This is a genomic window from Caulobacter sp. GW821-FHT09B11 (assembly GCF_059418205.1).
Genome location: NZ_JBWKPK010000004.1, coordinates 1 through 25,860, shown reverse-complemented (window position 1 = coordinate 25,860; position 25,860 = coordinate 1). Strand labels below are relative to the sequence as shown.

22 protein-coding genes are annotated in these 25,860 nt (G+C 69.6%); 12 read left to right on the top strand and 10 right to left on the bottom strand.

Annotated elements, in window-relative coordinates; translation table 11 throughout:
- Positions 1-29: 29 nt before the first annotated feature.
- Positions 30-1,073, bottom strand: a complete 1,044-nt coding sequence (locus AC07N1_RS03760; protein WP_494670581.1) for an alpha/beta fold hydrolase — start codon at positions 1,071-1,073, stop codon at positions 30-32.
- Between the two features lie 83 nt (positions 1,074-1,156).
- On the opposite strand from AC07N1_RS03760, the gene lipA reads away from it, so the two are divergent.
- Both lipA and AC07N1_RS03750 read left to right on the top strand, forming a co-directional pair.
- Positions 1,157-2,134, top strand: coding sequence for a lipoyl synthase (lipA, locus tag AC07N1_RS03755; protein ID WP_494670580.1), 978 nt, complete (start codon positions 1,157-1,159; stop codon positions 2,132-2,134).
- A gap of 3 nt (positions 2,135-2,137) precedes the next feature.
- Positions 2,138-2,590, top strand: coding sequence for a type II toxin-antitoxin system RatA family toxin (locus AC07N1_RS03750; protein WP_494670579.1), 453 nt, complete (start codon positions 2,138-2,140; stop codon positions 2,588-2,590).
- Between the two features lie 209 nt (positions 2,591-2,799).
- Here the strand turns inward: AC07N1_RS03750 and AC07N1_RS03745 are convergent, their stop codons facing one another.
- The 3 genes from AC07N1_RS03745 to AC07N1_RS03735 are packed head-to-tail and all read right to left on the bottom strand — an operon-like array spanning position 2,800 to position 5,591.
- Entirely contained in the window at positions 2,800-3,915 is a 1,116-nt protein-coding gene (locus AC07N1_RS03745) for an FUSC family protein (protein WP_494670578.1), read from the bottom strand.
- The gene (locus AC07N1_RS03740; protein ID WP_494670577.1) at positions 3,915-4,406 is read right to left on the bottom strand and encodes a CinA family protein; all 492 of its coding nucleotides are present in this window, start codon (positions 4,404-4,406) and stop codon (positions 3,915-3,917) included. The genes AC07N1_RS03745 and AC07N1_RS03740 overlap by 1 nt, the downstream gene beginning before the upstream one ends.
- Positions 4,407-4,430: 24 nt before the next feature.
- On the bottom strand, positions 4,431-5,591 hold the full coding sequence (locus AC07N1_RS03735; RefSeq protein ID WP_494670576.1) for a bifunctional 2-C-methyl-D-erythritol 4-phosphate cytidylyltransferase/2-C-methyl-D-erythritol 2,4-cyclodiphosphate synthase: 1,161 nt from the start codon (positions 5,589-5,591) through the stop codon (positions 4,431-4,433).
- Between the two features lie 100 nt (positions 5,592-5,691).
- On the opposite strand from AC07N1_RS03735, the gene dusB reads away from it, so the two are divergent.
- The 8 genes from dusB to hflX all read left to right on the top strand — a co-directional run bounded on the left by dusB (position 5,692) and on the right by hflX (position 15,560).
- Positions 5,692-6,699, top strand: coding sequence for a tRNA dihydrouridine synthase DusB (gene dusB / locus AC07N1_RS03730; protein ID WP_494670575.1), 1,008 nt, complete (start codon positions 5,692-5,694; stop codon positions 6,697-6,699).
- A complete protein-coding gene (locus tag AC07N1_RS03725; protein WP_494670574.1) occupies positions 6,696-7,811 on the top strand; it encodes a two-component system sensor histidine kinase NtrB in 1,116 nt (371 codons plus the stop codon). Before dusB ends, AC07N1_RS03725 begins: the two co-directional genes overlap by 4 nt.
- Positions 7,812-7,815: 4 nt before the next feature.
- Complete coding sequence (locus tag AC07N1_RS03720; protein WP_110122062.1) at positions 7,816-9,237, top strand: sigma 54-interacting transcriptional regulator; 1,422 nt, start codon at positions 7,816-7,818, stop codon at positions 9,235-9,237.
- An 81-nt stretch (positions 9,238-9,318) separates the two neighbouring features.
- Positions 9,319-11,562: a sensor histidine kinase NtrY-like gene (locus AC07N1_RS03715; protein WP_494670573.1), complete on the top strand. Its 2,244-nt coding sequence runs from the start codon at positions 9,319-9,321 to the stop codon at positions 11,560-11,562.
- Positions 11,559-12,947 carry a nitrogen assimilation response regulator NtrX gene (ntrX, locus tag AC07N1_RS03710; RefSeq protein WP_494670572.1) on the top strand — a complete coding sequence of 463 codons (1,389 nt, stop codon included), beginning with the start codon at positions 11,559-11,561 and terminating at the stop codon, positions 12,945-12,947. The genes AC07N1_RS03715 and ntrX overlap by 4 nt, the downstream gene beginning before the upstream one ends.
- A gap of 8 nt (positions 12,948-12,955) precedes the next feature.
- On the top strand, positions 12,956-13,819 hold the full coding sequence (locus AC07N1_RS03705) for a D-amino-acid transaminase (protein WP_494670571.1): 864 nt from the start codon (positions 12,956-12,958) through the stop codon (positions 13,817-13,819).
- 126 nt (positions 13,820-13,945) lie between these two features.
- Positions 13,946-14,194, top strand: coding sequence for an RNA chaperone Hfq (gene hfq, locus AC07N1_RS03700; protein WP_058348899.1), 249 nt, complete (start codon positions 13,946-13,948; stop codon positions 14,192-14,194).
- 13 nt (positions 14,195-14,207) lie between these two features.
- Complete coding sequence (gene hflX, locus AC07N1_RS03695; RefSeq protein WP_494670570.1) at positions 14,208-15,560, top strand: GTPase HflX; 1,353 nt, start codon at positions 14,208-14,210, stop codon at positions 15,558-15,560.
- A gap of 71 nt (positions 15,561-15,631) precedes the next feature.
- Here the strand turns inward: hflX and AC07N1_RS03690 are convergent, their stop codons facing one another.
- The 6 genes from AC07N1_RS03690 to AC07N1_RS03665 form a co-directional block, all read right to left on the bottom strand.
- Entirely contained in the window at positions 15,632-16,102 is a 471-nt protein-coding gene (locus AC07N1_RS03690; RefSeq protein WP_494670569.1) for a hypothetical protein, read from the bottom strand.
- A gap of 60 nt (positions 16,103-16,162) precedes the next feature.
- A complete protein-coding gene (gene mazG / locus AC07N1_RS03685; RefSeq protein WP_494670568.1) occupies positions 16,163-17,002 on the bottom strand; it encodes a nucleoside triphosphate pyrophosphohydrolase in 840 nt (279 codons plus the stop codon).
- On the bottom strand, positions 16,956-18,359 hold the full coding sequence (locus tag AC07N1_RS03680) for an MFS transporter (RefSeq protein WP_494670567.1): 1,404 nt from the start codon (positions 18,357-18,359) through the stop codon (positions 16,956-16,958). The genes mazG and AC07N1_RS03680 overlap by 47 nt, the downstream gene beginning before the upstream one ends.
- A 174-nt stretch (positions 18,360-18,533) precedes the next feature.
- Positions 18,534-19,043: a hypothetical protein gene (locus AC07N1_RS03675; RefSeq protein ID WP_494670566.1), complete on the bottom strand. Its 510-nt coding sequence runs from the start codon at positions 19,041-19,043 to the stop codon at positions 18,534-18,536.
- 26 nt (positions 19,044-19,069) lie between these two features.
- Positions 19,070-20,242 carry a Na+/H+ antiporter NhaA gene (nhaA, locus tag AC07N1_RS03670; RefSeq protein ID WP_494670565.1) on the bottom strand — a complete coding sequence of 391 codons (1,173 nt, stop codon included), beginning with the start codon at positions 20,240-20,242 and terminating at the stop codon, positions 19,070-19,072.
- A gap of 68 nt (positions 20,243-20,310) precedes the next feature.
- Positions 20,311-21,771: a cobyric acid synthase gene (locus AC07N1_RS03665; RefSeq protein WP_494670564.1), complete on the bottom strand. Its 1,461-nt coding sequence runs from the start codon at positions 21,769-21,771 to the stop codon at positions 20,311-20,313.
- An 89-nt stretch (positions 21,772-21,860) separates the two neighbouring features.
- On the opposite strand from AC07N1_RS03665, the gene AC07N1_RS03660 reads away from it, so the two are divergent.
- The gene (locus AC07N1_RS03660) at positions 21,861-22,154 is read left to right on the top strand and encodes an FAD assembly factor SdhE (protein ID WP_494670563.1); all 294 of its coding nucleotides are present in this window, start codon (positions 21,861-21,863) and stop codon (positions 22,152-22,154) included.
- A 165-nt stretch (positions 22,155-22,319) separates the two neighbouring features.
- Positions 22,320-25,784 carry a transcription-repair coupling factor gene (gene mfd / locus AC07N1_RS03655; RefSeq protein ID WP_494670562.1) on the top strand — a complete coding sequence of 1,155 codons (3,465 nt, stop codon included), beginning with the start codon at positions 22,320-22,322 and terminating at the stop codon, positions 25,782-25,784.
- Positions 25,785-25,860: the final 76 nt, after the last annotated feature.

Sequence of the window (25,860 nt, the reverse complement as noted above, 5' to 3'; positions counted from 1 at the left end):
TCTTCAGGTGGGGAGCAAACCCTTGCGGCTCAAGGTCTGGCGGCGGAACGGCGGCCGGCGCCGCGCACGGTCTGGGTCACGGCCTCCAGCCAGGGGCCCCGCACCGAATCCCGCTCCAGGTGCAGCGCATGGCGCCCGCCCGGCAAGCGGGTTTCGCGGCAGGCCGCCAGCGCCTTGCAGACGCTGGCCTGGGCCGAGGCCGGCGTCACCGTATCGGCGTCGCCCGCCAGCAGCAGGGTCGGGATCTTCACGCCCGCCAGGTCTTGGGCCGTGGCGTCCAGGGCGTCGTAGTAGGCCGCGTAGAGGCCAAGGCTCGGCGCGCCCATCCGCAGGTCCGGATTGGCCGTCTGCCAGGCGTGGTTGACCGCGCCCCGCACCGGATCGCCGGTCAGGCCCAGGGCCTTGTCGTCGGGACCGTCGCGCCGCCAGTCCTGGGACGTCGGCCAGGCCAGGAACGACAGGCGGGCCTGCCGCGCCAGGCGAGCGGCCTTGATCAACTGGGCCTTGGGGGCGGGCAGGGCGTTCAGCTCGAAGGTCGGCGCCGACAGCACCAGGGCGTCGGCCATCAGGCCTTCCTCGGCCGCGCGCAGGGCCACCAGCCCGCCCTGGCCCTGACCCAGCACCGTCAGAGGCAAACGGCCGTCGGGGCGGATGACCGCCTTGACCATGGCCTTGGTCGCCGTGACGTCGGGGGCGTAGCTGACGGCGTGGCCGCGGTCGCGCGGAACGGTCAGCCGCTCGGAGCCGCCCTGGCCCTGGCGCTCCAGGATCCACACCACCACGCCCTTGGCGTTGAGGTCGTTGGCGGTCTCGAACCAGGTCTCGGCGCTTTCGCCGTAGTCGGTCAGAATCAGGACCTGGCTGGTCGGCGCGCCGTGCGGGGCGCTGACGCCGTAGCGCTGCACCGCGTCCTCGCCGACCTGCACATAGCCCCAGGCCCAGCCGTTCGGCGGCAGGAAGCGGCGCTCCAGGCCCGGTGGGGTCCGGCTGTCGGCGAAAGGCGCGCGGGATCCTTGCTCGCCGCAGGCGAAAAGGAGCAGGGCGAGCAGCAGGACGAGCACAAGGCGAAGCATATAGGCCACTCATTTCGCGCCTTTGCGCCGCATGCAAGATCGAGAGCTTGATCCGGAGGCCAAGAAGGCCGATCTAGGCCCACATGGTCACGTTGATCGATACGCTGAAGGCTCGCGGTCCCGAGGAACGCGCCGTCCGCCACCCCGAAAAGCAGAATCGCCCGGACACCCCGGTCCTGCGCAAACCCGATTGGCTGCGCGTTCGCGCGCCAGGTTCGGGCCAGTACAACGAGACCAAGGGCATCGTGCGCGAGCACAAGCTGACCACGGTCTGCGAAGAGGCCGCCTGCCCGAACATCGGTGAGTGCTGGAGCCAGAAGCACGCGACCATGATGATCATGGGCGAGATCTGCACTCGCGCCTGCGCCTTCTGCAATGTCACCACCGGCCTGCCGACCCAACTGGATCCCGACGAGCCCCGCCGCGTGGCTGAGGCCGTCGCCAAGATGGGCCTCAAGCACGTCGTGATCACCTCGGTCGACCGCGACGACCTGATCGACGGCGGCGCCCGCCACTTCGCCGAGGTCGTCACCTCGATCCGCGCCGCCGCGCCGGGCACGACCATCGAGATCCTGACCCCCGACTTCCTGCGCAAGGACCGGGCCGAGAACGTGGTCATCGACGCCCGTCCGGACGTCTTCAACCACAACCTCGAAACCGTGCCGCGGCTCTATCTGAAGATCCGCCCGGGCGCCCGCTACTATCACTCCTTGCGCCTGCTCGACCGGGTCAAGGAGCGCGACCCCACCCAGTTCACCAAGTCCGGCCTGATGGTCGGTCTGGGCGAGACCAAGGAGGAGGTCATGCAGGTGATGGACGACATGCGTTCGGCCGGCGTCGACTTCATCACCATCGGCCAGTACTTGCAGCCGACCCGCAAGCACGCGGCCATCGACCGCTTCGTGACGCCGGAAGAGTTCAAGGCCTATGAGGCGATCGCCCGGGCCAAGGGCTTCCTGATGGTGTCGTCGAGCCCGCTGACCCGCTCGTCGCACCACGCGGGCGAAGACTTCGCCAAGCTGCAGGCGGCCCGCCGCGCGCTCGACGCCAAGGCCCGCTAAGCCTTGCATCGCCACGTCGTCACCCGGGTGCTGCCCTATGCGCCCGAACAACTCTTCACGCTCGTCGGCGATGTGGAGGCCTATCCGTCGTTCGTGCCGTGGATCACGGCCATGCGCACCTGGAACGCCAGCGAAGCCGGCGAGGTGACCACGCTGGACGCCGAGGCCCAGGTCGGCTTCTCGTTCCTGCGCGAGAAGTTCGCCACCCGCGTCCGCCGCGACCGGTCGGACCTGACGGTGGTCGTCAGCCTGCTCTACGGCCCGTTCAAGCGGCTGTCGAACCAGTGGCGGTTCTCGCCGCATCCCGACGGGACCACCATCGACTTCGCCATCGACTTCGCCTTCAAGTCCAAGATGCTCGACGCCCTGCTGGCGGCCAACATGGACCGGGCGGTCGACAAGCTGATCGCCTGCTTCGAGGCCCGCGCGGCGCAGCTTTACGGGGCGAAGGGGTAGGGGCGGCTTGGCGCCGACTCGCCCACGTCCTCCCACACTTCCAACTAGCCCGCCTTCCTGGGCCTCGTGCCCAGGATCCATCGTTCAGCTTGTGCGGCGTCAGAGGCCCGAGCGCGTTTTGCACCGTCTCAGCGGCTGAAGCATGGGTCCTGGGCACAAGGCCCAGGAAAGCAAAAAGAGTGGCGGCAAGGGTTGGGAGGGCGCCGAATCTAATCCCGCTTCCCTGCCGCCTCTTCCACGCGATCGGCGAAATCCCCCAGGTTCGCGAACAGGTTCTCCACCGCGAATACCAGGCCGAACGTCCGGGCCGCGTCGTCGAAGGCCAGTTCACGCGTCGCGCCGACGTCGCGCATGCCCTCGACGGCGTCCTGGAAGGTCTGGTGGCCGGCGGCGAAGGCGATGCGGTCGGGGCGGGCGGTTCCCGACAGGCTCTGGGCCACGCCGCGCAGATAGGCCGACGAGGCCGACAGCATGGCCGCCGTCGGCGGGGCCAGGCTGGCCGCGGGCAGGGGCTCGCGCAGGGCCCGGCCGATCATCACACAGTCGTTGCGCAGCCTCCACAGCGTGCGGGGCAGGGCGTCCGACACCGAGCGGTCGGAAAGCTTGCTGGCCGTCTCGCGGTCGGCCTCGGTCATGGCCGTCTGCAGCTTCGACAGCGCCTTCAGGGTCTCGTCGTAGTGCTCGCGCGGATCCAGGGTGGTCGGCGCGCCCTCCAACTTGGCGGCGTAGTGCGACAGCAGGTCGGCCAGCAGGCCGGCGGCCTTCTGGCTGCTCGACACCACCGACTGGTGCGCCCGCGCGGGGAAGATCAGCAGGGTGGCGGCCACGCCCACCAGGCTGCCGACGGTGATCTCGGCCACCCGCAGGAAGGCCGCCGTCAGCGGGTCCATGTGCGTCGTCGTGCCGATCAGCATGATCACGGCGGTGATCGGCGCGACCTTGAAGGCCGGGCGCACGGCGGCCAGGAAGGCCAGGGCGGCGGCGGTGACCGCCAGGATTAACCCGCCCCACTCGGGATGGCGCATGTGCAGCCAGGCCGCCAACGCGCCGGCGGCGGCCCCCACGACTGTCCCCATGAACCGCTCGATCGAGGCGGTGATGGTCGCGCCCAGGCTCGACTGCACGACGATGACGGCCGTGAACACCGCCCAATAGCCCTGCGGCAGGCGCAGCAGAGTGGCCAGGGCGTAGGCGGCCACTACGGCGGCCGACACCCGCACGGCGTGGCGCAGCTCGCTCTTGCGTTTGGCCGCCGCGCCCAGCGCCGAACGCGAGAAGCCCGCCCCGACGAACCGCCGCCAGTCGGAGGGCGCGCTGTCGGGCATCAGGCCACGGCCTCGCGCAGCATTTCCAGCGCCGTGCGGATCGCCGCCAGCTGCACCGCCTCGCGGGTCTGGCCGTCGAAATGCTCGTGCCGGTGCACGACCGAGCGGTTGGCGCGGGCGACGGCGAAGTGGACGGTGCCGACCGGCTTCATCGGCGTGCCGCCGCCGGGACCGGCGATACCGGTGATGGCCACGGCCACATGGGCGTTGCTGTTGGCCAGGCCCCCTTCGGCCATCATCCGCGCCACCGGCTCGGATACCGCGCCATGGTCGGCGATCAGGTCGCCCGGCACGCCCACCATCTCGCTCTTGGCGCGGTTGGTGTAGGTGACGAAGCCGCGCTCGAAGACGTCGGACGCCCCCGAGATGGCGCAGATCGCGCCCGCCACCAGCCCGCCGGTGCAACTTTCGACCGCCGCCAGGCGCAGCTTCTTCTCGCGCGCCTCGTCGATCAGCAGTCGGGCCAGGGTTTCGATCTCAATGGGAAACATGCCGCGACTCCTTTGAGCGTCAGTCTAGAGGGGCGTTTCCACCGTCGCCACCGCCTGGGCGGCGAGGCCCTCGCCTCGGCCGGTGAAGCCCATCTTCTCGGTCGTGGTCGCCTTCACGCTGACGCGGTCCAGCGGCAGGTCGAGGATCTGCGCCAGGCGCGTTCGCATGGCCTCGCGGTGCGGCTTGATCTTGGGCCGCTCGCAGATCAGCGTCACGTCCACGTTGATCAGGCGGCCGCCGCGCCGACGGACCAGATCGACGGCGTGGATCAGAAACTTGTCCGAGGCCGCGCCCTTCCACTGCGGGTCGGTCGGCGGGAAGTGGTCGCCGATGTCGCCGTCGCCGATCGCGCCGAGGATGGCGTCGGTCAGGGCGTGCAAGCCGGCGTCGGCGTCCGAATGGCCGATCAGGGTCTCGTCGTGGGCGATCTCGACGCCGCACAGCCACACCGACTCGCCAGGACCCCAGCGGTGGGCGTCGAAGCCCTGGCCGATGCGGGTGATGCGGGCGCCGCCCGCCAGCCGTTCGGCCATGGCGAAGTCCTCCGGATAGGTCAGTTTGGTCAGCAGCGGATCGCCGACCGAGATGGCGACCTTGCCGCCGTCAGCCTCGACCACCTGGGCGTCATCGGTAGGTTCCGTCTCGCCGCTCCAGGCGGCGTAGGCGGCCAGCAGGCGGTCGCGGCGGAACGCCTGCGGGGTCTGGGCGCGCCACAGGCCGTCGCGCGACGTCGTGGTCGCTCCCGACTCGCCGCCGCGCTTGCCAACGTACTTGAGCGTGTCGGCCACGGGCAGGGCGGGAACCACGCCGTCGGCGGTCTCCAGACCCGCCAGCACGCCGTCCACGACAGCCTTGGTCAGGAAAGGGCGGGCCGCGTCATGCACCAGCACCGGCTCGTCGGCCGGGCGATGGGCGAGGACGGCCAGGCCCGACTGCACCGACAGCGCCCGCGTCGCGCCGCCCGGCGCGAACCGCCAGCCGGCGAGGCCGGCCAAGGTTTCGCCCAGGATGTCCTGCATCGTGGGATCGGTAACGATTGCGAGATCGGCGGCCCCGGCCGCCAGCAAGGCCTCGACCGACCAGCGAAGGACCGGCTTGCCCGCCAGATCCCGCCACTGCTTGGCCTGGCCGGGTCCGGCACGGGTTCCGCTGCCTGCGGCGACGACGACGGCTGAGAAGGTCATGGCCCGTGTCTAACGTTGTCGTCGCGCATGTCCAGCGAACGGAGGGCTTTACTGCGCTGCACAATGTGCCTAAAAACACAGCGGTGGGGATGATCATAAAATGAGCAAGCAGCTCGCAGTCGGCGCCGTCACGGTGCCCGGACGGGTGTGGATTGCGCCTATGACAGGCGTTTCCGACCTTCCGTTCAGAGAAACGGCCACGCGCCTCGGCGCATCATATGTGGCCACCGAAATGGTCGCCTGCGCGGAATTCGCGAAGGGCCGGCCCGACGTCGTCCGCCGCGCGGCCGTCGGCGAAGGCCTGCCGCTGATGGTCGTACAGCTTGTCGGCCGCGATCCGGAGCACATGGCCCACGGCGCCCGCCTGGCGGCTGAAGCCGGGGCCGAGATCATCGACCTGAACTTCGGCTGTCCCGCCAAGGAAGTCACCGCCGGGGCCGCGTCCGGCTCGGCCCTGATGCGCGAGCCCGATCTGGCCGAGGCCCTGGTCGCCGCCGCCGTCGAGGCCGTCGACGTGCCCGTCACGGTCAAGATGCGCCTGGGCTGGGACGACGCCAGCCGCAACGCCCCCGAGATCGCCGCCCGCGCCGAAGCCGTCGGGGCCCGCGCCATCACCGTGCACGGCCGCACCCGCTGCCAGTTCTACAAGGGCGAGGCCGACTGGGCCGCCGTCGCGCCGGTCAAGAACGCCGTCTCGGTGCCGGTGCTGGTCAATGGTGACATCATCGACGCTGACAGCGCTCGCCGCGCCCTCGAGCAATCGGGCGCCGACGGCGTGATGATCGGCCGGGGCGTCTATGGCCGCCCGTGGATCGCCCAGGCCATTGAAGCCGCCCTCGACGGCCGCGACTTCGTCGAACCCGGCGTCGACGAGCGCCTGGCGATCGTCCTGACCCATTTCCGTCGCAGCCTCGCCTTCTACGGCGATCGCCTGGGGCTCAAGATGTTCCGCAAGCACCTGGCGTCCTACATCGAGGCCGCGCCTTGGCCCGAAAGCGCCGAGGCCCGCCGCCAGGCGCGCGCCAGCCTTTGTCGTATCGAGGATCCGGCCGTCCTGGAGGTCGCGCTCGCCGACCTCTGGCTGGCCGGCGGGAGGATCGCCGCATGACCGACCGCGCCCGCGCCATTACCGGTCCCGCGCTGGACGCCCTGAAGGCCGCGGCCTTCGAGCTGAGCCCCGAGCCCGCCCTGGTCGTCGACCGCGACGGCGCCCTGGTGGCCGTCAACGAAGCCGCCGAGGCCCTGTTCGGCCACGGCCTGTCGCTGCTGGCCCGCGGCCGTTTCCGCGCCGCCCTGCCGCCCGGCTCGGTGCTGGTCTCGCTGATGGACCGCGCCGTGTTCGAAGGCGCGCTGGTCCGCGAACACGGGGTCGAGGTCAATCTCTTCGGCCAGCCGCCGTTCGAGGCCGACGGCGCCGCCTCGCCCCTGGGCGACGGCTCGGTGCTGCTGACCCTGCACGTCAAGGGCGCGCTGGGCGTCGAGAACGCCGCCGACGCGGCGGGCCTGCGCTCTGTCGTCGGCCTTGGCCGCATGCTGGCCCACGAGATCAAGAACCCGCTGGCCGGCATCCGCGGCGCGGCACAGCTGCTGAAGACCGGCGCCAGCGCCGCCGACCAGCCGCTGGCCCAGCTGATCGTCGACGAGACCGACCGCATCCGCCGCCTGGTGGACCGCATGGAGGCCTTCTCCGACCAGGCCCCGACCCCGCGCGAGGCGGTCAACATCCACCAGGTGCTCGACCGCGTGCGGGCGCTGGTGGTCAACGGCGTCGCCGACGGCCTGCGTTTCCGCGAACAGTACGATCCCTCGCTGCCGCCGGTCTGGGGCGACGAGGACCATCTGATCCAGATCTTCCTGAACCTGGTGAAGAACGCCTCCGAGGCCGCCCACATGCGCGGCGACGGCCGTGGCGAGCTCGTCATCCACACCGCCTGGCGCCCCGGCGTGCGGGTGCGGGGCGTGGACGGCAAGCCGGCGTCCAGCGCGCCGATCGAGATCCGCGTGCAGGACAACGGGCCGGGCGTGCCCCAGAGCCTGCGCGAGCACCTGTTCCAGCCCTTCGTGACCACCAAGGCCAACGGCACCGGCCTCGGCCTTGCCCTGGTCACCAAGCTCGTGACGGCCCATGGCGGCCTGATCGATTTCGAATCCGAGCCCGGCCGCACCGTGTTCCGCGTGCTGCTGCCTGTGGCGCCCGAACCTTCCTTTGGAGACGCGTGAGTAGATGAACGCCGCCAACAAGAAGATTCTGATCGCTGACGACGACTCTTCGGTCCGTCTCGTTCTCAGCCAGGCCTTCACTCGTCTGGGTTATCAAGTCCGGGCCACCGGCAACGCCACCACGCTCTTGAAGTGGGTCAGCGACGGGGAGGGCGATCTCGTCGTCACCGACGTGATGATGCCCGACGAGAACGTGTTCGACGTGCTGCCGCGCATCCGCAAGGAGCGCCCGAAGCTGCCGATCATCGTGATGAGCGCGCAGAACACCCTGCTGACCGCGGTCAACGCCGCCGACGCCGGGGCCTTCGAATACGTCTCCAAGCCGTTCGACCTCGACGACGTCACCGCCGCCGCGCGTCGGGCCCTGTCGCGTCCGGCCGACGCCGAGGCCTCCAAGGCCCAGGCCCGCGCCATGCGCGACGAGCGCTTGCCGCTGATCGGCCGCTCGGCGCCGATGCAGGAGGTCTATCGCACCATCGCCCGCTTGGTCGGCGCCGATCTCACCGTGCTGATCCTCGGCGAAAGCGGCACCGGCAAGGAGCTGGTCGCCCGCGCCCTGCACGACCTGGGTCGTCGCCGCGACGGCAAGTTCGTGGTCCTGAACCTGGCGGCCGTGCCGCGCGAGCGGGTCGAGACCGAGCTGTTCGGACGCGGGGAGGGCGACCTTGGCCGCCTGGTGGAAGCCGACGGCGGCACGCTGTTCCTCGACGAGATCGGCGACATGCCGCTCGACGCCCAGACCCGCCTGCTGCGGGTGATCGACGGCACCGAGCCGGTCGTGAACCCCAAGACCGGCCGTCGCCCCAACGTGCGGATCATCGCGGCCACCAATCGCGACCTGCGCGGACTGATCCAGCAGGGTCTGTTCCGCGAAGACCTGTTCTTCCGCTTGAACGTCGCCCCGGTGCGCCTGCCGCCGCTGCGCGATCGTTCGGAGGACATCCCGGACCTGGCCCGCACCTTCCTGCTGCGCGCCAACCGCGAAGGCCTGCCGGCCAAGACCATCGACCAGAGCGCGCTCGACCGCATGAAGAGCCACTCCTGGCCGGGCAATGTGCGCGAGCTGGAGAACCTGATCCGGCGGATGTGCGCCCTCTACGCCGAGGAGCTGATCACCGCCCGCATCGTCGATCGCGAGCTGCAGGACCATTCGCCCGCGCCTCGCGCCGACGAAGGCCCCGTGACCCTGGCGGCCCTGGTCGAGCGCCACTTGGCCTCGCACTTCGCCGAGCAGCCCGACGGCGTCCCCGCCGCCGGTCTCTACGACCGGGTGCTGCAGGAGGTCGAGCGTCCGCTGATCCAGCTTACCCTCTCGGCCACGCGCGGCAACCAGGTGCGGGCGGCCGAAATCCTCGGCCTGAACCGCAACACCCTTCGCAAGAAGATCCAGGATCTGGGCGTCGAAATGAGCCGTGGCCGCCGCTAGGCGAAAACGGACTTCGCCGCTGACGCTTTTTCAGCACATAGGTGTTGAGTTTAGGGCACACCCCGCCCTAAACTCCCACCGATGACGTCGATCCCGTCAGTTTCGGAATCGGAAGACCGCCCGCGCCGGTTCAGTCGGCTCTGGTGGCGTGAGCTTCTGAGGTCACGCTACGTCCTCGGCGGCGGTTACGCCCTGGCGGCCGTACTCACGGCCACGGGCGTGGGCCTGGCCTCGTCGCCGCCGACCACCGGACCGATCGGCCCGGCCAGCACCGTGATCCTGGTGGTGCTGGGCTTCAACCTCGCGCTCATCCTCTGCATCGCCGCCATCGTCGGCTGGCGGCTGCTCGACCTGATCGACGCCCGCTCCAGCGACGCCGGCGCCCGTCTGCACCTGCGCTTCGTGGGCCTGTTCTCGGTGGCGGCCGTGGCCCCGGCCGTGATCGTGGCCCTGTTCTTCGGCGTGCTGGTCAACCGCGGCGTCGACGGCTGGTTCAGCAAGCGGGTGACGACCGTGGTCGAGAACTCGGCCACGGTGGCGCGCTCCTACGTCTCCGAGCAGACGGCCTATATCAGCCAGCACATGGGGCCGATGGCCGCCATGCTGAACAGCGCCGCGCCGGCCATGGCCGAATCGCCGGTCGCCTTCGGCCACTTCCTGAAGAACCTGGCGGACGACAACGGCTTCTCGGCCGCCTACGTGCTCGACCGCGACGGCCGCATCCTGGCCCGCGCAGAGGCCGAGAACGCCCCGCCGTTCCTGGCCCCGCCGCCCTCCAGTTTCCGCTGGACCGACACCGGCGAGATCACCTCGCAGCGCTTCGTCTCCGAAGACCTGTTCCGTGCGCTCTACAAGCTCAAGGGCTTTCCGGACGGCTACCTCTACATCGCCCGGCCGATCGACAAAGGCATCCTGGCCCACCTGATCGAGTCCGAAGAGTCGCTGATCTCCTATCGCGACGCGGCCGAGAACCGGGCGCGGATCCAGGCGATCTTCGGCCTCAGCTACGCCGAGACGGCGCTGCTGGTGCTGGTCGCCGCCGTATGGGTGGGCATCGCCGCCGCCAACTCGATCGCCGCCCCGGTATCAGGCCTCGTCCAGGCGGCCGGCCGCGTCTCGGCCGGCGACCTCGACGCCCGGGTCGATGTCGAGCTCGGGCCCGAGGAGATCCGGGCGTTGTCCAACGCCTTCAACATGATGACGGCCGATCTTCAGGCCCAGCAGGCCGCGCTGAAGGCCGCCAGCCTCGACGCCGAGTCGCGCCGCCAGTTCATCGAGACCGTGCTGTCGGGCGTCAGCGCCGGGGTCATCAGTCTGGACGGCGCGGGCCGGATCTCGGCGCTGAACCGGCGCGCCGGCGCGCTACTGGCGCTCGACGACGAGGCCGTGGGCCAGGACCTCGTCGAGGCCGCGCCAGAATTCGCCGAGGTGCTGGAAGAGATCAGCCAAGGCCGTCCCAACGCCGAGGTCGAGATCGACGTCGTGCGCGGCGGCGAGACCCTGCGCCTGCGCGTGCGGGCCGCCGGCCACGCCGCCGAGGGCCAGGTGCTGACCTTCGACGACGTCACCCGCCTGATGGCGGCCCAGCGCAACGCCGCCTGGAAGGACGTCGCCCGCCGCATCGCCCACGAGATCAAGAACCCGCTGACCCCGATCCAGCTGTCGGCCGAGCGCATCCGCCGCAAGTACCGCAAGGACATCACCGGCGATCTCGAGACCTTCGACCGCTGCACCGACACCATCATCCGCCAGGTCGGCGACATCGGCCGGATGGTCGACGAGTTCTCGGCCTTCGCCCGGATGCCCGCGCCGCGCTTCGCGCCGGCCGACGTTGCCGAGCTGCTGCGGGCCGGCGTCTTCGCCCAGCGCGTGGTCGACGTCGAGACCGACGTGGTCATCGACGAGCCGGGCGGGGCGGTCTGGGTCAATTGCGACGCCCGCATGATCGGCCAGGCCCTGACCAACATCCTCAAGAACGCCGGCGAGGCGGTCGGCGCGCGACGCCTGGCCGCGCCCGAGCCGCGCGGCCGCATCGACGCCACCCTGGTCTCCGACGACGACAACCTGTGCATCGTCGTCGAGGACAATGGCGTCGGCTTGCCCGCCAAGGACCGCGACCGGCTGGCCGAGCCCTATGTGACCACCCGCGAGAAGGGCACGGGCCTCGGCCTGGCCATCGTCAAGCGGATCATGGAGGACCACGGCGGCGAGCTGGTCCTCACCGACGCGCACGGCCACGCCGGCGCGCGCGTCGTCCTGAAGTTCCCGGCGTCGGCGCGGCTCGCCGCCGCGCCTTCCGTCCACGGCGTAGAGGAGATGACATGAGCGCCGACGTGCTGGTGGTCGACGATGAAGTCGACATCCGCGATCTGGTGGCCGGGATCCTGGAGGACGAGGGCTACGCCGTTCGTACGGCCGCCGACTCCGACCAGGCCCTGGCGGCCATCCGTGCGCGCAAGCCGGCCCTGCTGATCCTCGATATCTGGATGCAGGGCGGCGGCATGGACGGCCTCGAGCTGCTCGACATGATCAAGACGCTCGACGCCGACCTGCCGGTGATCATGATCTCGGGCCACGGCAACATCGAGACCGCCGTCAGCGCCATCAAGCGCGGCGCCTACGAGTTCCTGGAGAAGCCGTTCAAGTCCGACCGGCTGCTGCTGGTCGTCGAGCGCGCCCTGGAGGCGACCAACCTCAAGCGCGAGAACCGCCGCCTGCGGGCCCAGAGCTTCGCTTCCGACGGCCTGATGGGCAAGTCGCAGGCCGCCCAGGCCCTGCGCCAGATGATCGCCAAGGTCGCTCCGGCCAACAGTCGCGTGCTTGTCGCCGGCCCGCCCGGCTCGGGCAAGGAACTGGTCGCCCGCCTGATCCACAGCGCCAGCGCCCGCACCAAGGCCGAGTTCGTCGCCGTCAGCTCGGCCGGCATGGCCCCCGAGCGCCTCGACGTCGAGCTGTTCGGCGAGGAAGGCGAGGGCGGTCGTCCGCGCAAGATCGGCGTGTTCGAGCGCGCCCACGGCGGCACCCTCTATCTCGACGAAGTGGCCGACATGCCGCGCGAGACCCAGAGCCGCATCCTGCGGGTGCTGGTCGAGCAGCGTTTCCGCCGCGTCGGCGGCGACAACGACGTGCAGGTCGACGTCCGCGTGATCTCGTCCACCTCGCGCGACCTGCGCGAGGAGATCGCCGCCGGGCGTTTCCGCGAGGACCTGTTCCACCGCCTCAACGTCGTGCCCGTGCGCGTGCCCGGCCTGGCCGAGCGGCGCGAGGACATCCCCGAACTGATCAGCTATTTCGTCGAGCGCATCGCCGAGGCCACCGGCATGCAGCGCCGTCGCCTGGGCGAAGACGCCCTGGCGACGCTCCAGGTTCAAGCCTGGCCGGGCAATGTTCGCCAGCTGCGCAACAACGTCGAGCGGATGCTGATCCTGGCGGCCGGCGAGCCCGGCGACCTTATCACCGCCGACATGCTGAACGCGGCGGACCAGCCCTCCAGCGGCGGTTCGGGCGCGATCGGCGCCGAGCGGATCATCGCCCTGCCGCTGCGCGAGGCCCGCGAGCTGTTCGAGCGCGAATATCTCAACGCCCAGATCCTGCGGTTCGGCGGCAACATCTCGCGCACGGCCAACTTCATCGGCATGGAGCGCTCGGCCCTGCACCGCAAGCTGAAGTCCCTGGGCGTGGCCGGCGGCCGCGGCGAGGAAGAAGAGTAAGGACCACCATGTCGCGTTTCGCTTACGTCAACGGCCGCTTCGTCCGGCACGGCGAGGCCGCCGTGCACATCGAGGATCGCGGCTACCAGCTGGCCGACGGGGTCTATGAGGTCTGGGCGGTGTTCGACGGCAAGCTGGCCGACGCCGCCGGCCACTTCGCCCGCCTGTGGCGCAGCCTCGACGAACTGCGCATCGCCCGCCCGATGAGCGAGGCGGCGCTGACCATCGTGCTGCGCGAAGCCATCCGCCGCAATCACGTGCGCGAGGGGCTCGTCTATCTGCAGGTCACCCGCGGCGTCGCCAAGCGCGACCACGCCTTCCCGAACCCCGAGGTGCCGCCGGCCGTCGTCGTCACCGCCCGGTCGGTGGATCGCGCCGCCGCCGAGGCCAAGGCCGCCAAGGGCGCCGGCGTCGTCACCGTGCCCGAGAACCGCTGGGGCCGCTGCGACATCAAGACCATCGGCCTGCTGCCCAACGCCCTGGCCAAGCAGGCCGCCCGCGAGCGCGGCGCGATCGAGGCCTGGTTCGTCGACGACCTGGGCCTGGTCACCGAAGGCGCCTCGTCCAACGCCTGGATCGTCGATGCGCAGGGTCGCCTGCGCACCCGCGACACCCAGGCCAACATCCTGCGCGGCGTCACCCGCCTGACGCTGCTGGACGTCATCGCGCAGGCCGGCCTGCCGGTAGAGGAGCGGCCGTTCACCGTGGAAGAGGCCAAGACCGCCCGGGAAGCCTTCATCACCGGCGCCGGCAGCCTGGTCACCCCCATCGTCAGCATCGACGGCGACAAGATCGGGGATGGAACCGTGGGACCGGTGGCGAACCGGCTGCGGGCTCTCTATATCGAGCGGGCGAAAGCCGGGGCCGTCTAGGAACCGTCTTCGTCACGCGTGCATTTTTCGCCGAAGGCCGTGTCCAACGGCGAAAAATGCTCTAGCATGAACTTGTTTGTGTGGAGGGCGTGTTGCCTTCCGAAATCAACGAGAGGGGAATCCCCAATGTCCGCCGACAAGAAACAAAACCTTCAGGACACCTTCCTGAACAGCGTGCGCAAGTCCAAGACGCCGCTCACCATCTTCCTGGTCAACGGCGTCAAGCTGCAGGGCGTGGTCAGCTGGTTCGACAACTTCTGCGTCCTGCTGCGCCGCGACGGCCAGTCTCAGCTGGTCTACAAGCACGCCATCTCGACGATCATGCCGGCTCAGCCTGTTCAGCTGTACGAGCCGAGCGCCGATCAAGACGACTAAGTCCAAGGCTCTTTTGTCAAAATCCACATCTAAGTCCCCCGATGGACTTATCGATCACGCCGACCCGATCCTTAGGGCGTTCGTGATCCACCCGGTGCGGCCTGCTCGCGGGCAGGCCGCTCTCGAGGCGCGCGATCCCAAGGCGCGTCTCGAAGAGGCCGTCGGCCTCGCCGTAGCCCTCGATCTCGACGTCGTCGAAACGGCCATCGCGCCGTTGCGCACCGTCACGCCCGCCACCCTGTTCGGCAGCGGCAAGATCCAGGAATTCAAGGCGATCTGCGAGGTCGAGCACATCGACGTCGCCGTTTTCGACGACCAGCTCACCCCCGTCCAGCAGCGCAATCTCGAGCGCGGCCTGGGGGTCAAGGTCGTCGACCGCACGGGCCTGATCCTCGAGATCTTCGCCCGCCGCGCCCGCACGCGCGAAGGCAAGCTGCAGGTCGAACTGGCGCGGCTCGACTACGAGCGCTCGCGCCTCGTGCGCACCTGGACCCACCTGGAACGCCAGCGCGGCGGCACCGGCAACACCGGCGGCCCCGGCGAAACCCAGATCGAACTCGACCGGCGCCTGATCGCCGGCACGATCGGCAAGCTCAAGCGCGAACTGGAAGAGGTGCGGCGCACCCGCACCCTGCACCGCAGCGCCCGCAAGAAGGTCCCGTACCCGACCGTGGCGCTGGTGGGCTACACCAACGCCGGCAAGTCGACCCTGTTCAACCGCCTGACCAACGCCGAGGTCGTGGCCCAGGACATGCTGTTCGCCACGCTCGACCCGACCCTGCGGACGGTCAAGCTGCCAGACGGCCGTCCGGCCATCCTGTCGGACACCGTGGGCTTCATCTCCGACCTGCCGCACGAGCTGGTCGAGGCCTTCCGCGCCACCCTCGAAGAGGTGCAGGAGGCCGACGTGGTGCTGCACGTCCGCGACGTCGCCAATCCCGACACCGACTCTCAGGCCCGCGACGTCCAGGCGGTGCTGACCGAGCTGAAGGTCACGGCCGACGAGGGCAAGACCGTCGTCGAGGTCTGGAACAAGATCGATCTGGTCGAAGGCGAGGAACGCGAGATCCTCGAAGGCCGCGCCAAGCGGTCCGACGCCTCGGCGGTCTCGGCCGTCACCGGCGAAGGCTGCGCCGACCTGCTCAAGCGCGTCGGCGGCCTGATCGACGACACCCCGCCGATCGCCCTGCGCCTGTCGCCGGCCGACGGCGAGGCCCTGGCCTGGATCTACCGCAACGGCCGCGTGGTCGAGCGCGACGATCGCGAAGACGGCGAAGTGCACCTGGTGGCCCGCATGGACCCGCAGGCGCTGGGCCGCTTCGAGCGTCAGTTCCCCACCGTCTGGGTGATGCCGATCGGGGAATAGGCTGGATCAGGACGTGGCGGTCAGCGCACCAACAAGCGCGATCGCCACACTGGCCGCAGCCACGCCCGTACTCACCGCTGATAGCCGAAGCAGCCAGTTCGAAAGCTTGAGGACGAAGCGCTTGCTACGGACCTCATGGCCTTCGAGCTTCCTGCGGGTTTGCAGCACCAGATAATACATGCTGTCGGAGGAAAAGTAGCGGTGCGCCAGTGCAAGCGCCGCGCCGCGCCGACGGCGAAGGCCAGTATCGACGTAGCGACTAGCCAGATATTGGCGTCCTTGAGAAGCGCGTCCAGGAAGCTCTCGAACCGCCCGTTTTTTACTTCATGGGCGGCATGAGCCAGAAACGGCACAACGAGCAGTCCCAACAACGAGATCCGCAGCAGTTCCGACGAGAAGGACTGGTAACGGTCGGCGAGGGCGAAATCGTCTTCTAGCCGATAATCGTTGGCAAGCTTGCGACTGTCTGGTCCCCCCAATCGATCGAGCGCGCTTTCGACAAGGCTCTTGAGCGCGGATCGGACAATCACAGTCAAGCTCATGACAGCGCTCCTTTGGGCTGCCTGATGTTATACTCAAGGTTGTGTTTATTCAATGTCTCGCTATTTGGCTTCAGTCTTCTCCGCCGCCTTCGCCGCGTCCCAAAGCGCGTCCATCTCCGCCAGATCCGACTGATCCGGCTTGCGCCCGCTCTTCGCCAGCTCCGCCTCGATGAAGGCGAACCGCCGGGCGAACTTGGCGTTGGTGGCGCGCAGGGCGTCCTCGGGTTCGACGTCGAGCTTGCGGGCCAGGTTGGCGCAGACAAACAGGATGTCGCCCAGCTCCTCGCGGGCCTTGGCCTGGTCGCCGGCGTCGATCTCGACCTGCAGTTCGGCCACTTCCTCGGCCAGCTTGGCCAGCACCTCGTCGGTCGAGGGCCAGTCGAAGCCGACGCGGGCCGCGCGCTTGGTCAGCTTCACGGCGCGGGTCAGGGCGGGCAGGCCGGCCGGCACGTCGTCGAGCACGCCGCCCTTCTTCTTGGCCTTGCGCTCCTGCGCCTTCAGTTCCTCCCAGCCGGCCTTCTGGTCGGCCAGATCGTCATAGGCGTGGTCGCCGAACACGTGCGGGTGCCGGCGGATCATCTTGTCGGAGATCGACTGGGCGACGCCCGCCAGGTCGAAGGCGCCTTGCTCTTCGGCCATGCGCGAGTGGAACACCACCTGCAGCAGCAGGTCGCCCAGCTCTTCCTTCAGGTCCGACAGGTCGTTCCGTTCGATGGCGTCGGCGACCTCATAGGCTTCCTCGACCGTGTAGGGAGCGATGGTCGCGAAGGTCTGCTCCACGTCCCACGGGCAGCCGTGGAGCGGATCGCGCAGGCGGGCCATGATCTCCACCAGGGTGAAGAGCGGATGCTCCTCACTGGGCTGCAGAGGACGCGGGGCTGGGGTCGGGGCGGCGGTCATGCGGGCTCGTGTCTGCGGCGGTGGCGGCGTCGGCCGCGTCCCGCGCGTCCAGTTGGGCGCGGATCTCGGCGTGGCGTCTGGCGTCCAGCGGATAGCGCACGATGATCAGGCAGACCAGCACCCCGAGCGCCGCCGGCACGACGGTGTAGAGCGCCACAAGCGCCGTATCGCCCTGGGCGCTGGGGACCTTGGGGTCGAAGCCGAGCTTTTCCAGCACCAGGAAGACTCCGATGGCCAGGGCGAAGCCCAGCTTCACCGTGCCGTTGACGACGGCGTAGAGCAGGCCGGTGCGGTCGATCCCGGTATTGAGCCGCTCCTCGTCGCCGATGTCGGCCATCATCGAGCGCACCAGCAGCGGCGCGGCCGAATAGGGCAGGCCGGCCAGCACCAGCACCGCCACGCCGAACAGGTTCATGCCCGGGGGCGTCAGGATCGCGGCCATCTGGAAGACGGCGTACATGATCCCGGCGATGGCCAGGGCGGTGTGCTTGCCCAGGGTCTTGGCCAGCCAGGGCCACAGCGGCGCGCCGGCCAGGGCGGCGACGAAATAGATCAGCAGCAGGATCCCGGCCTGGTCCTTGGGGATGCCCTTGATCCGTTCGAAGAAGAAGAAGAACAGCGCCCCGCCGATGCCCGGCGCCAGGCCCATCAGCAGGTCGGCCGCCAGCAGCTTCTGCACGCTCGGGCGCTTGAGCAGGCCCAGATACTGCCTGAGGCCCGCCTCGTGGCGCTGGGGCGGGGCGGCGGGCTCGCCGACGACCACGCTGGCCAGCAGCGCCGTCAGCGGCGTCAGCACGATGATGAACCAGCCCATGGCCGCGATGCCGGCGGCGTGGTCGCCCTTGAAGGCGAAGGCCACCAGCGGCGGCAGCAGCAGCACCAGGATCATGCCGATCACGTTGCCGGCGCTCCAGAAGCCGTAGATCCGCGAGCGCTGCTGGTAATCCGGCGACAGAACCGCCCCCCAGGCCGTCTGCGCCAGCACCGCCATCGAGTAGCCGACATAGACGACGATCAGCCACGACCACAGGAAGATCGGCCCGATCCCGGGCCTGGCCATGAACAGGGCGTAGGACGCCGCCATCAGCAGCGGGGCGCTGGCGATCAGCCAGGGCCGGAAGCGGCCCCAGCTGGAGCGCGTGCGGTCCATCAGGCCGCCCAGGATCGGATCCAGGACGATGTCGGCCAGCCGCACCAGCAGGAAGGCGGTCCCGACGACCGATAGCGAAAGGCCAAGCTCGCTGACGTAATACTCGGGCAGGTAGACCACCAGCGGCAGGCCCAGGCCCGCCAGGGGCAGGGTGGGCGAGGCATAGGCGGCCAGGACGGCGTTGGATCGTCGCGGCGCAGCGGTCATGCTTCCTCCCGGCGCATTACGCAGCGCCTCACTGAACGGCGATCAGACGCTGCGTCGAGGCGTCTGGCAAGCGAGGGGCGGTGAATCCGCGCCTTCATCCCCAACCGTAGAATCCCAGCGAAAGCGGGGACCCAGGCTTTTCTGAAACGTGAGGCGCTCGACGATAAGACACCCCTAGTCCTGCGCCAGCCTTCCCTGGCCCAGCCGGCGAGCCAGGCGTTCGAAGGCGGTTTCGGCGTCGCTCCAGGTGAGGTTGAAGGCCGCCTGGCGGATGTCGTTCTCGTACCAGCTGTAGCGGACCGGCGAGCGGACGCCGTCGGCTGCGACGTACTCGCCCGATATCTTCGCGCCGCCCAGACTGAAGCTTTCCAGCGACAGGCCCGGCTTGTCGCTCAATTGCTTGAGCGTCGGGCGGTTGGGCTCGGCGTCGTCGATGATCAGCTTCAGCTGGCCGCCGGCGGGCGACAGAGCGCCTTTGGCGCTCAGCCGGCGCTCGACCGTCCTTTTCAGGTCGGCGGTCAGATAGTCGAACTCGCGCGCGCCCAGCTTGTCGGCCTTGGCGACGAGATCCGGGCCGATCGTCACCTCTACAGTTGCGACGATCGGCGCCTGGGCCCACGCGGTCGCGGGAAGGGCGGCGGTCGGCGCGGCCAAGAGGGCGGCGACGAGAAAGGCGCGCAGCATGGCGATGCCCTCGGCTGAGTGTCGGCTTATTGTGGACCCGCCGGCGCCCCCGCGCCAGCCTTGCGGGCGCTTAGGGCGAAGATCAGCCACGCCAACCCCGCCGAGGCCAGCGAGCCGGCCAGCACGCCGATCTTGGTCTGCTCGCGCAGCAGTTCGGCGTCGAAGGCCAGGTTGTTGATGAACAGGCTCATGGTGAAGCCCACCCCGCACAGCGCCGCCACGCCGTAGAGCTGTCCCCAGTTCACGCCCGACGGCTTGCGCGCCAGCCCCAGCCCGATAGCGGCGGCGCTGAAGGCGAAGACCCCGGCCTGCTTGCCCAGGAAGAGGCCCAGCGCCGCGCCCAGCGTCGCCGGCGTCGTCAGAGCCGAGGCGGAAAGGCCGCCCAGGGCGACGCCGGCGTTGGCGAAGCCGAAGACGGGCACGATCAGATAGGCCACCCACGGATTGAGCCCGTGCTCCAGCCGGTGCAGTGGCGAGCGACTGTGGTCGGGCGACAGCGGAATGGTCATGGCCAGCAGAACCCCAGCCAGCGTCGCGTGGATCCCCGACTTCAGGAACAGCACCCACAGCACCGCGCCCAGCAGCAGGTAGACCCACAGCGCCGTCACCTTCAGCCGGTTCAGCGCGACGAGCGCAGCCAGCACGACGGCGGCTCCACCCAGCGCCCATAGGGTCAGGTGGTCGGTGTAGAAGATCGCGATGATCAGGATGGCGCCCAGGTCGTCGATGATCGCCAGGGCCGCCAGGAAGATCTTCAGCGCGCCCGGCACGCGCGGTCCCAGCAGCGACAGCACCCCCAATGCGAAGGCGATGTCGGTCGCCGCCGGGATCGCCCAGCCGGCCCGGACCTCCGGCGCGTCGCGGGCGATCAGCAGGTAGACCAGGGCCGGAACGACCATCCCGCCCAGAGCCGCGAAGCCGGGCAGGGCGCGGCGCGACCAGGTCGAGAGTTCGCCATCGACGACCTCGCGCTTGATCTCCAGCCCCACCAACAGGAAGAACACCGCCATCAGCCCGTCATTGACCCAGTGCTCGACCGACAGCGGGCCGAGATAGGCGTGCAGGGCGTGGAAATAGCCGTCCGCCAGCGGCGAGTTGGCGACAACCAGCGCCGTTGCGGCCGCGATCATCAGCAGCACCCCGCCTGCGGCTTCGCTGCGCAGGAAGGCGCGCAGGGCGGATACGGCGCGTCGCGGCATGTCGGCTCCTGGTCGGGATTCGTTAGCGCAGTCTGGCCGCCGGTGACGGCCGGGGCCAGGAAAACCGGCTAGGGCAGCCCGGCGATGCGGGCGATGGCGGCGATGTCCAGCGACCGCTCCAGGATTTCGGCGATCTCGTCGAGCGCCGCATCGACCCGCGCCGACTGGTCCAGGCCGTCGGTCGCGACGCCGAGCGGGGCGAGCAGGGCGGCTCGCGCCGAGGCCTTGTCGAACAGGCCATGGACGTAACCGCCGGCGATCCTGCCGTCGGCCGAGACGGCGCCGTCCGGGCAGTGGCCGTCGATGGTCAGCAGCGGCCGCTCGGTTCCGTGGCCGGTCGTGCGGCCGACATGGATCTCGTAGCCTTCAAAGGCAGCCCCGTCCGCCAGCCGTCCCGCGACCGGCCGCACCGTCTTGTCGCCGGCCAGCACGGTCTCGACGTCCAGCAGGCCAAGCCCCGCCGCCGCTCCCGGCGCGCCCTCGACGCCGTCCGGATCGCTCACCGTCCGCCCCAGCATCTGGTAGCCGCCGCAGACGCCCAGCACCCGGCCGCCGCGCCGGGCATGCGCGAGAATGTCGACGTCCCAGCCGTTGGCGCGCAGGAAGGCCAGATCCGCCAGCGTCGCCTTGGTCCCCGGCAGGATCACCAGGTCCGCGTCGGCCGGCAGCACGCCGCCCGGCGGCAGGAACTCGAGATCGACCGCCGGATCGTTCCGCAGCGGGTCGAAGTCGTCGAAATTAGCGATCCGCGACAGCATCGGCACGACCACCTTGGCCCGACGGCCTTCGGCGGGAGCGGCGGGGCGTTCCAGCACCACGGCGTCCTCGGCCGGCAGGAACCGCACCGGCGGCAGCCAGGGGACCATGCCCAGGTCCGGCCAGCCCGTCCGCTTCACCACCTCGGTCCGCCCGTCGTCGAACAGCGCCGGATCGCCCCGGAACTTGTTGATGATGAAGCCCTTGATCCGCGCCCGGTCGGCCTCGTCGAGCACCAGGTGCGCCCCCGCCAGGGCGGCGATCACGTGCCCCCGGTCGATGTCGCCGACAAGGGCCACCGGCACGTCGGCGGCGTGGGCGAAGCCCATGTTGGCGATGTCGCCGGCCCGCAGGTTGGTCTCCGCCGGACTGCCGGCGCCCTCGACCAGCACCAGGTCGGCCTCGGCGGCCAGGCGGCGATAGCTGTCCAGCGTCGTGGCCAGCAGGTCCGGCTTCAGCCCCTGGAACGCCCGGGCCTTGTAGTTGCCGACCACGCGGCCCTGCACCACCACCTGCGCCCCGACGTCGCTCTGGGGTTTGAGCAGCACCGGGTTCATGTGCACGCTGGCCGGCGTGCGGCAGGCCACGGCCTGCAACGCCTGGGCCCGGCCGATCTCGCCGCCGTCGGCGGTGACGGCCGCGTTGTTGGACATGTTCTGCGGCTTGAATGGCCGCACTACGAGGCCGCGATTGGCGAACAGCCGGCACAGCCCCGCCACCAGGGTCGATTTGCCGACGTCGGAGCCGCAGCCCTGGATCATCAAGGAAGCCATGCCCTCGCGCCTAAAGCCGTCAGCAGGCGCGGTCAATCGATGCGGCAAAGCTGGCGCCCGGCGGCGGCGCGCTCTATATCGGCGGCCGCATGACCATCGATCACGACGCCCGCCTTCGGCGGCTGAAGTTCCGGGCCTGGCATCGCGGCTTCCGTGAAGCGGACCTCATTCTGGGGCCGTTCGCGGAAACCCATGGCCCGAACCTGACCCCCGACCAGCTCGACGTGCTGGAAACCCTGCTCGAGCAGTCCGATCGCGAGATCTATGCCTGGATCGTCGGCCAGGAGGCCACGCCCGAGGCCTTCGAGACCGAGATCATGGCCATGATCCGCAAGTTCCGCTTCGAGGCCCACACCTCCCGACCTGTCGGCGACGGCGCGTAGACGCTGCGTGGTCCTCGTCCTTCGACAAGCTCAGGATGAGGACCAGGGCACAGGCCGTGCAGTAGAAACCTCACCCTGAGCTTGTCGAAGGGCGAGGTTGCGGTCCGAGATTCTGAACCAATCGCCTCCTGGCGACCTCTCTGTCGCCAACCAGTGAAGAGCAGCATGGCCTACGACGCCAAACAGATCGCCAAGGCCGCCGGCGGCCTGACCCTGGCCGGGGCGCCCGAGGGCTTCGACGCCCTGGCGATGGCCGACATCGCCCGGGCGCGCGGCGGCCTGACCGTGTTCGTGGCCCGCGACACCGCCCGGGCCAGCGCCTTCATCGACGCCCTGAAGTTCTTCGCCCCCGAGATCGAGGCGGTGCTGCTGCCCTCGTGGGATTGCCTGCCCTATGACCGCATCGGCCCCTCGGCCGGTGTCGCCGCCACCCGCATGTGCACCCTGCATCGCCTCGCCAACGGCCTGGGCGAGGGCAAGGCCGCCATGCTGGTCGTCGCCGCGCCGGCCCTGCTGCAGCGCGTGCCGACCAAGGAAGTGCTTCTCCGCGCCAGCTACGGCGCCAAGGTCGGCCAGTCGGTCGATATCAAGGACCTGGAGCGCTACTTCGCCGTCAACGGCTATGTCCGCGCCTCCACCGTCTCCGAACGCGGCGAGTTCGCCATCCGCGGCGGCGTCATCGACGTCTATCCGCCGGCCGCCGAGGAGCCCGTGCGCCTCGACCTGTTCGGCGACACGCTGGAGAGCATCCGCGCCTTCGATCCGGAAACCCAGCGCTCGACCAAGCAGCTGAAGTCGATCGAGCTCTTGCCCGTCAGCGAGGCCCTGCTCGACGCCGACGCCATCTCGCGCTTCCGCGGCTCCTATGTGCGCCTGTTCGGCGCGCCGGGCGACGATGCGCTCTACGCCGCGGTCAGCGACGGCGGTCGCCGCGCCGGCATGGAGCACTGGCTGCCGCTGTTCTACGAGCGGATGGCGACGATCTTCGACTACCTGCCGGCCGGAACCCTGGTCGGCGTCGACCACCAGGTCGCCGAGGCCCGCGACGAGCGCCTGGCGATGATCGCCGACGCCTACGATGCCCGCGCCGCCGCCGATCGCAAGTCGGCCTACCGCCCGCTGGAGCCGCACGCCCTCTACCTGACCGCCAAGGAATGGGACGAGGCGGTCGCCGACCGCCCGCACCGCCAGTTCACGCCGTTCCAGCCCCAGGGCCTCGACGTCGTTGACATGGGCGCCAAGCACGGCCGGACCTTCGCCGCCGAACGCGCGCAGGACAGCGTCAACCTGTTCGAGGCCACCGCCGACCACGCCAAGAAGCTGGCCGGGGAGGGGAAACGCGTCCTCTTCGCCTCCTGGTCGGAAGGCTCGTCCGAGCGCCTCGGCACCATGCTGGCCGACCACGGCCTCAAGAAGATCCCCTATGCCGGCTACTGGCAGGCGGCCAAGGCCAATGACCCCAAGGTCCCCCAGCGCGTCGTCCTGCCGCTCGACAGCGGTTTCGAGACCGACAGCCTGGCGGTCATCTCCGAGACCGACATCCTCGGCGATCGCCTGGCCCGCCCGCGCAAGAAGCGCCGCGCCGCCAACTTCCTGGCCGAAGCCAGCGCCCTGACGCCCGGTGACCTCGTCGTCCACATCGACCACGGCATCGGCCGCTACGAGGGCCTCAAGACCCTCGACGTCCAGGGCGCGCCGCACGACTGCCTCGACCTGATGTACGGCGGCGAGGCCAAGCTCTACCTGCCGGTCGAGAACATCGACCTGCTCACCCGTTACGGCGCCGACGGCGAGAACGTGCAGCTCGACAAGCTGGGCGGCGCGGCCTGGCAGGGCCGCAAGGCCAAGGCGAAGGAGCGCCTGCGGATCATGGCCGAGGGCCTGATCCAGATCGCCGCCGCCCGCTCGCTGAAGTCGGTGGAAGAAACCGATCCGCCGTCGGGCGTGTTCGACGAGTTCTGCGCCCGCTTCCCCTACGAGGAGACGGACGACCAGCTCAACGCCATCCACGACGTGCTGGAAGACCTGGCTTCGGGCAAGCCGATGGACCGCCTGATCTGCGGCGACGTCGGCTTCGGCAAGACCGAGGTCGCCCTGCGCGCGGCCTTCGTGGTGGCCATGAGCGGCAAGCAGGTGGCCATCGTCTGCCCGACCACGCTGCTGGCCCGCCAGCATTACAAGACCTTCAAGGAGCGCTTCCAGGGCTGGCCGATCAAGGTCACCCGCCTGTCGCGCCTGGTCACCGGCAAGGAAGCCGCCGACACCCGCGAGGGCCTGGCCAACGGCCAGCTGGAGATCGTGGTCGGCACCCATGCGGTGCTCAGCAAGCAGGTCTCGTTCAAGGACCTGGGCCTCGTCATCGTCGACGAGGAGCAGCACTTCGGGGTCAAGCACAAGGAGAAGCTCAAGGAGCTTCGCGCCGACGTGCACATGCTGACCCTGACCGCGACGCCCATTCCGCGCACCCTGCAGATGGCGCTGTCGGGCATTCGGGAGATGTCGATCATCGCCACCCCGCCGGTCGATCGCCTGGCGGTGCGCACCTACATCACGCCCTTCGACGCCGTCACCGTGCGCGAGGCCCTGCTGCGCGAGAAGTATCGCGGCGGCCAGGCCTATTACGTCGTGCCGCGCCTGAAGGATCTGGAGGACATCGAGAAGTTCCTCCGCACCCAGGTGCCGGAGATCAAGTACGTCGTCGGCCACGGCCAGATGAGCGCCACCCAGCTCGAGGAGGTGATGACAGCCTTCTACGAGGGCCAATACGACGTGCTGCTCGCCACCACGATCGTCGAGAGCGGGCTCGACATCCCCTCGGCCAATACCCTGGTGGTGCACCGCGCCGACATGTTCGGCCTGGCCCAGCTCTACCAGATCCGCGGTCGCGTCGGCCGCTCCAAGGCCCGGGCCTACGCCTACCTCACGACGCCTGCCGAAAAGCAGATCACCCTGTCGGCGGAGAAGCGCCTGAAGGTGCTGCAATCGCTCGACAGCCTGGGCGCCGGCTTCCAGCTGGCCAGCCACGACCTCGACATCCGCGGCGGCGGCAACCTGCTCGGCGACGAGCAGAGCGGCCACATCAAGGAGATCGGCGTCGAGCTCTACCAGCAGATGCTGGAGGACGCCGTCGCGGCCCTGCGCGAGCGCCAGGGCGCCGAGGCCCTGCTGGAGGACCGCGCCTGGTCGCCGCAGATCAACACCGGCGCGGCCGTGATGATCCCCGACGACTACGTGCCCGACCTCAATGTGCGCCTGTCGCTCTACCGCCGCCTGTCGGAAGCCGAGAAAGCCGCCGACCGCGAGGCCCTGGCCGCCGAGATGATCGACCGCTTCGGCCCGCTGCCGCCCGAGACGGACTCTCTGCTCAAGGTCGTCGGCATCAAGGGGATGTGCCGCGAGGCCAATGTCGCCAAGATCGACGTGGGCCCCAAGGGCGCGGTGCTCAGCTTCCGCAACGACGAGTTCGCCAACCCGCTGCCGCTGATGCAGTTCATCGGCAAGAACAACCTGATCTGGAAGGCCCGTCCCGACCAGAAGGTCGTCGTGAAAGGCGAATGGGACACGCCGGCTCAGCGTCTCGACGCGGCCGAGAAGATCCTGGTCCAGCTGGTCAAGCTGGCGAAGGGGTAGACCCCCTCAGTCGGCTTCGCCGACAGCTCCCCCAGAGGGGGAGCATCTTGGCGCTCAGATCCTCCCCCTCTGGGGG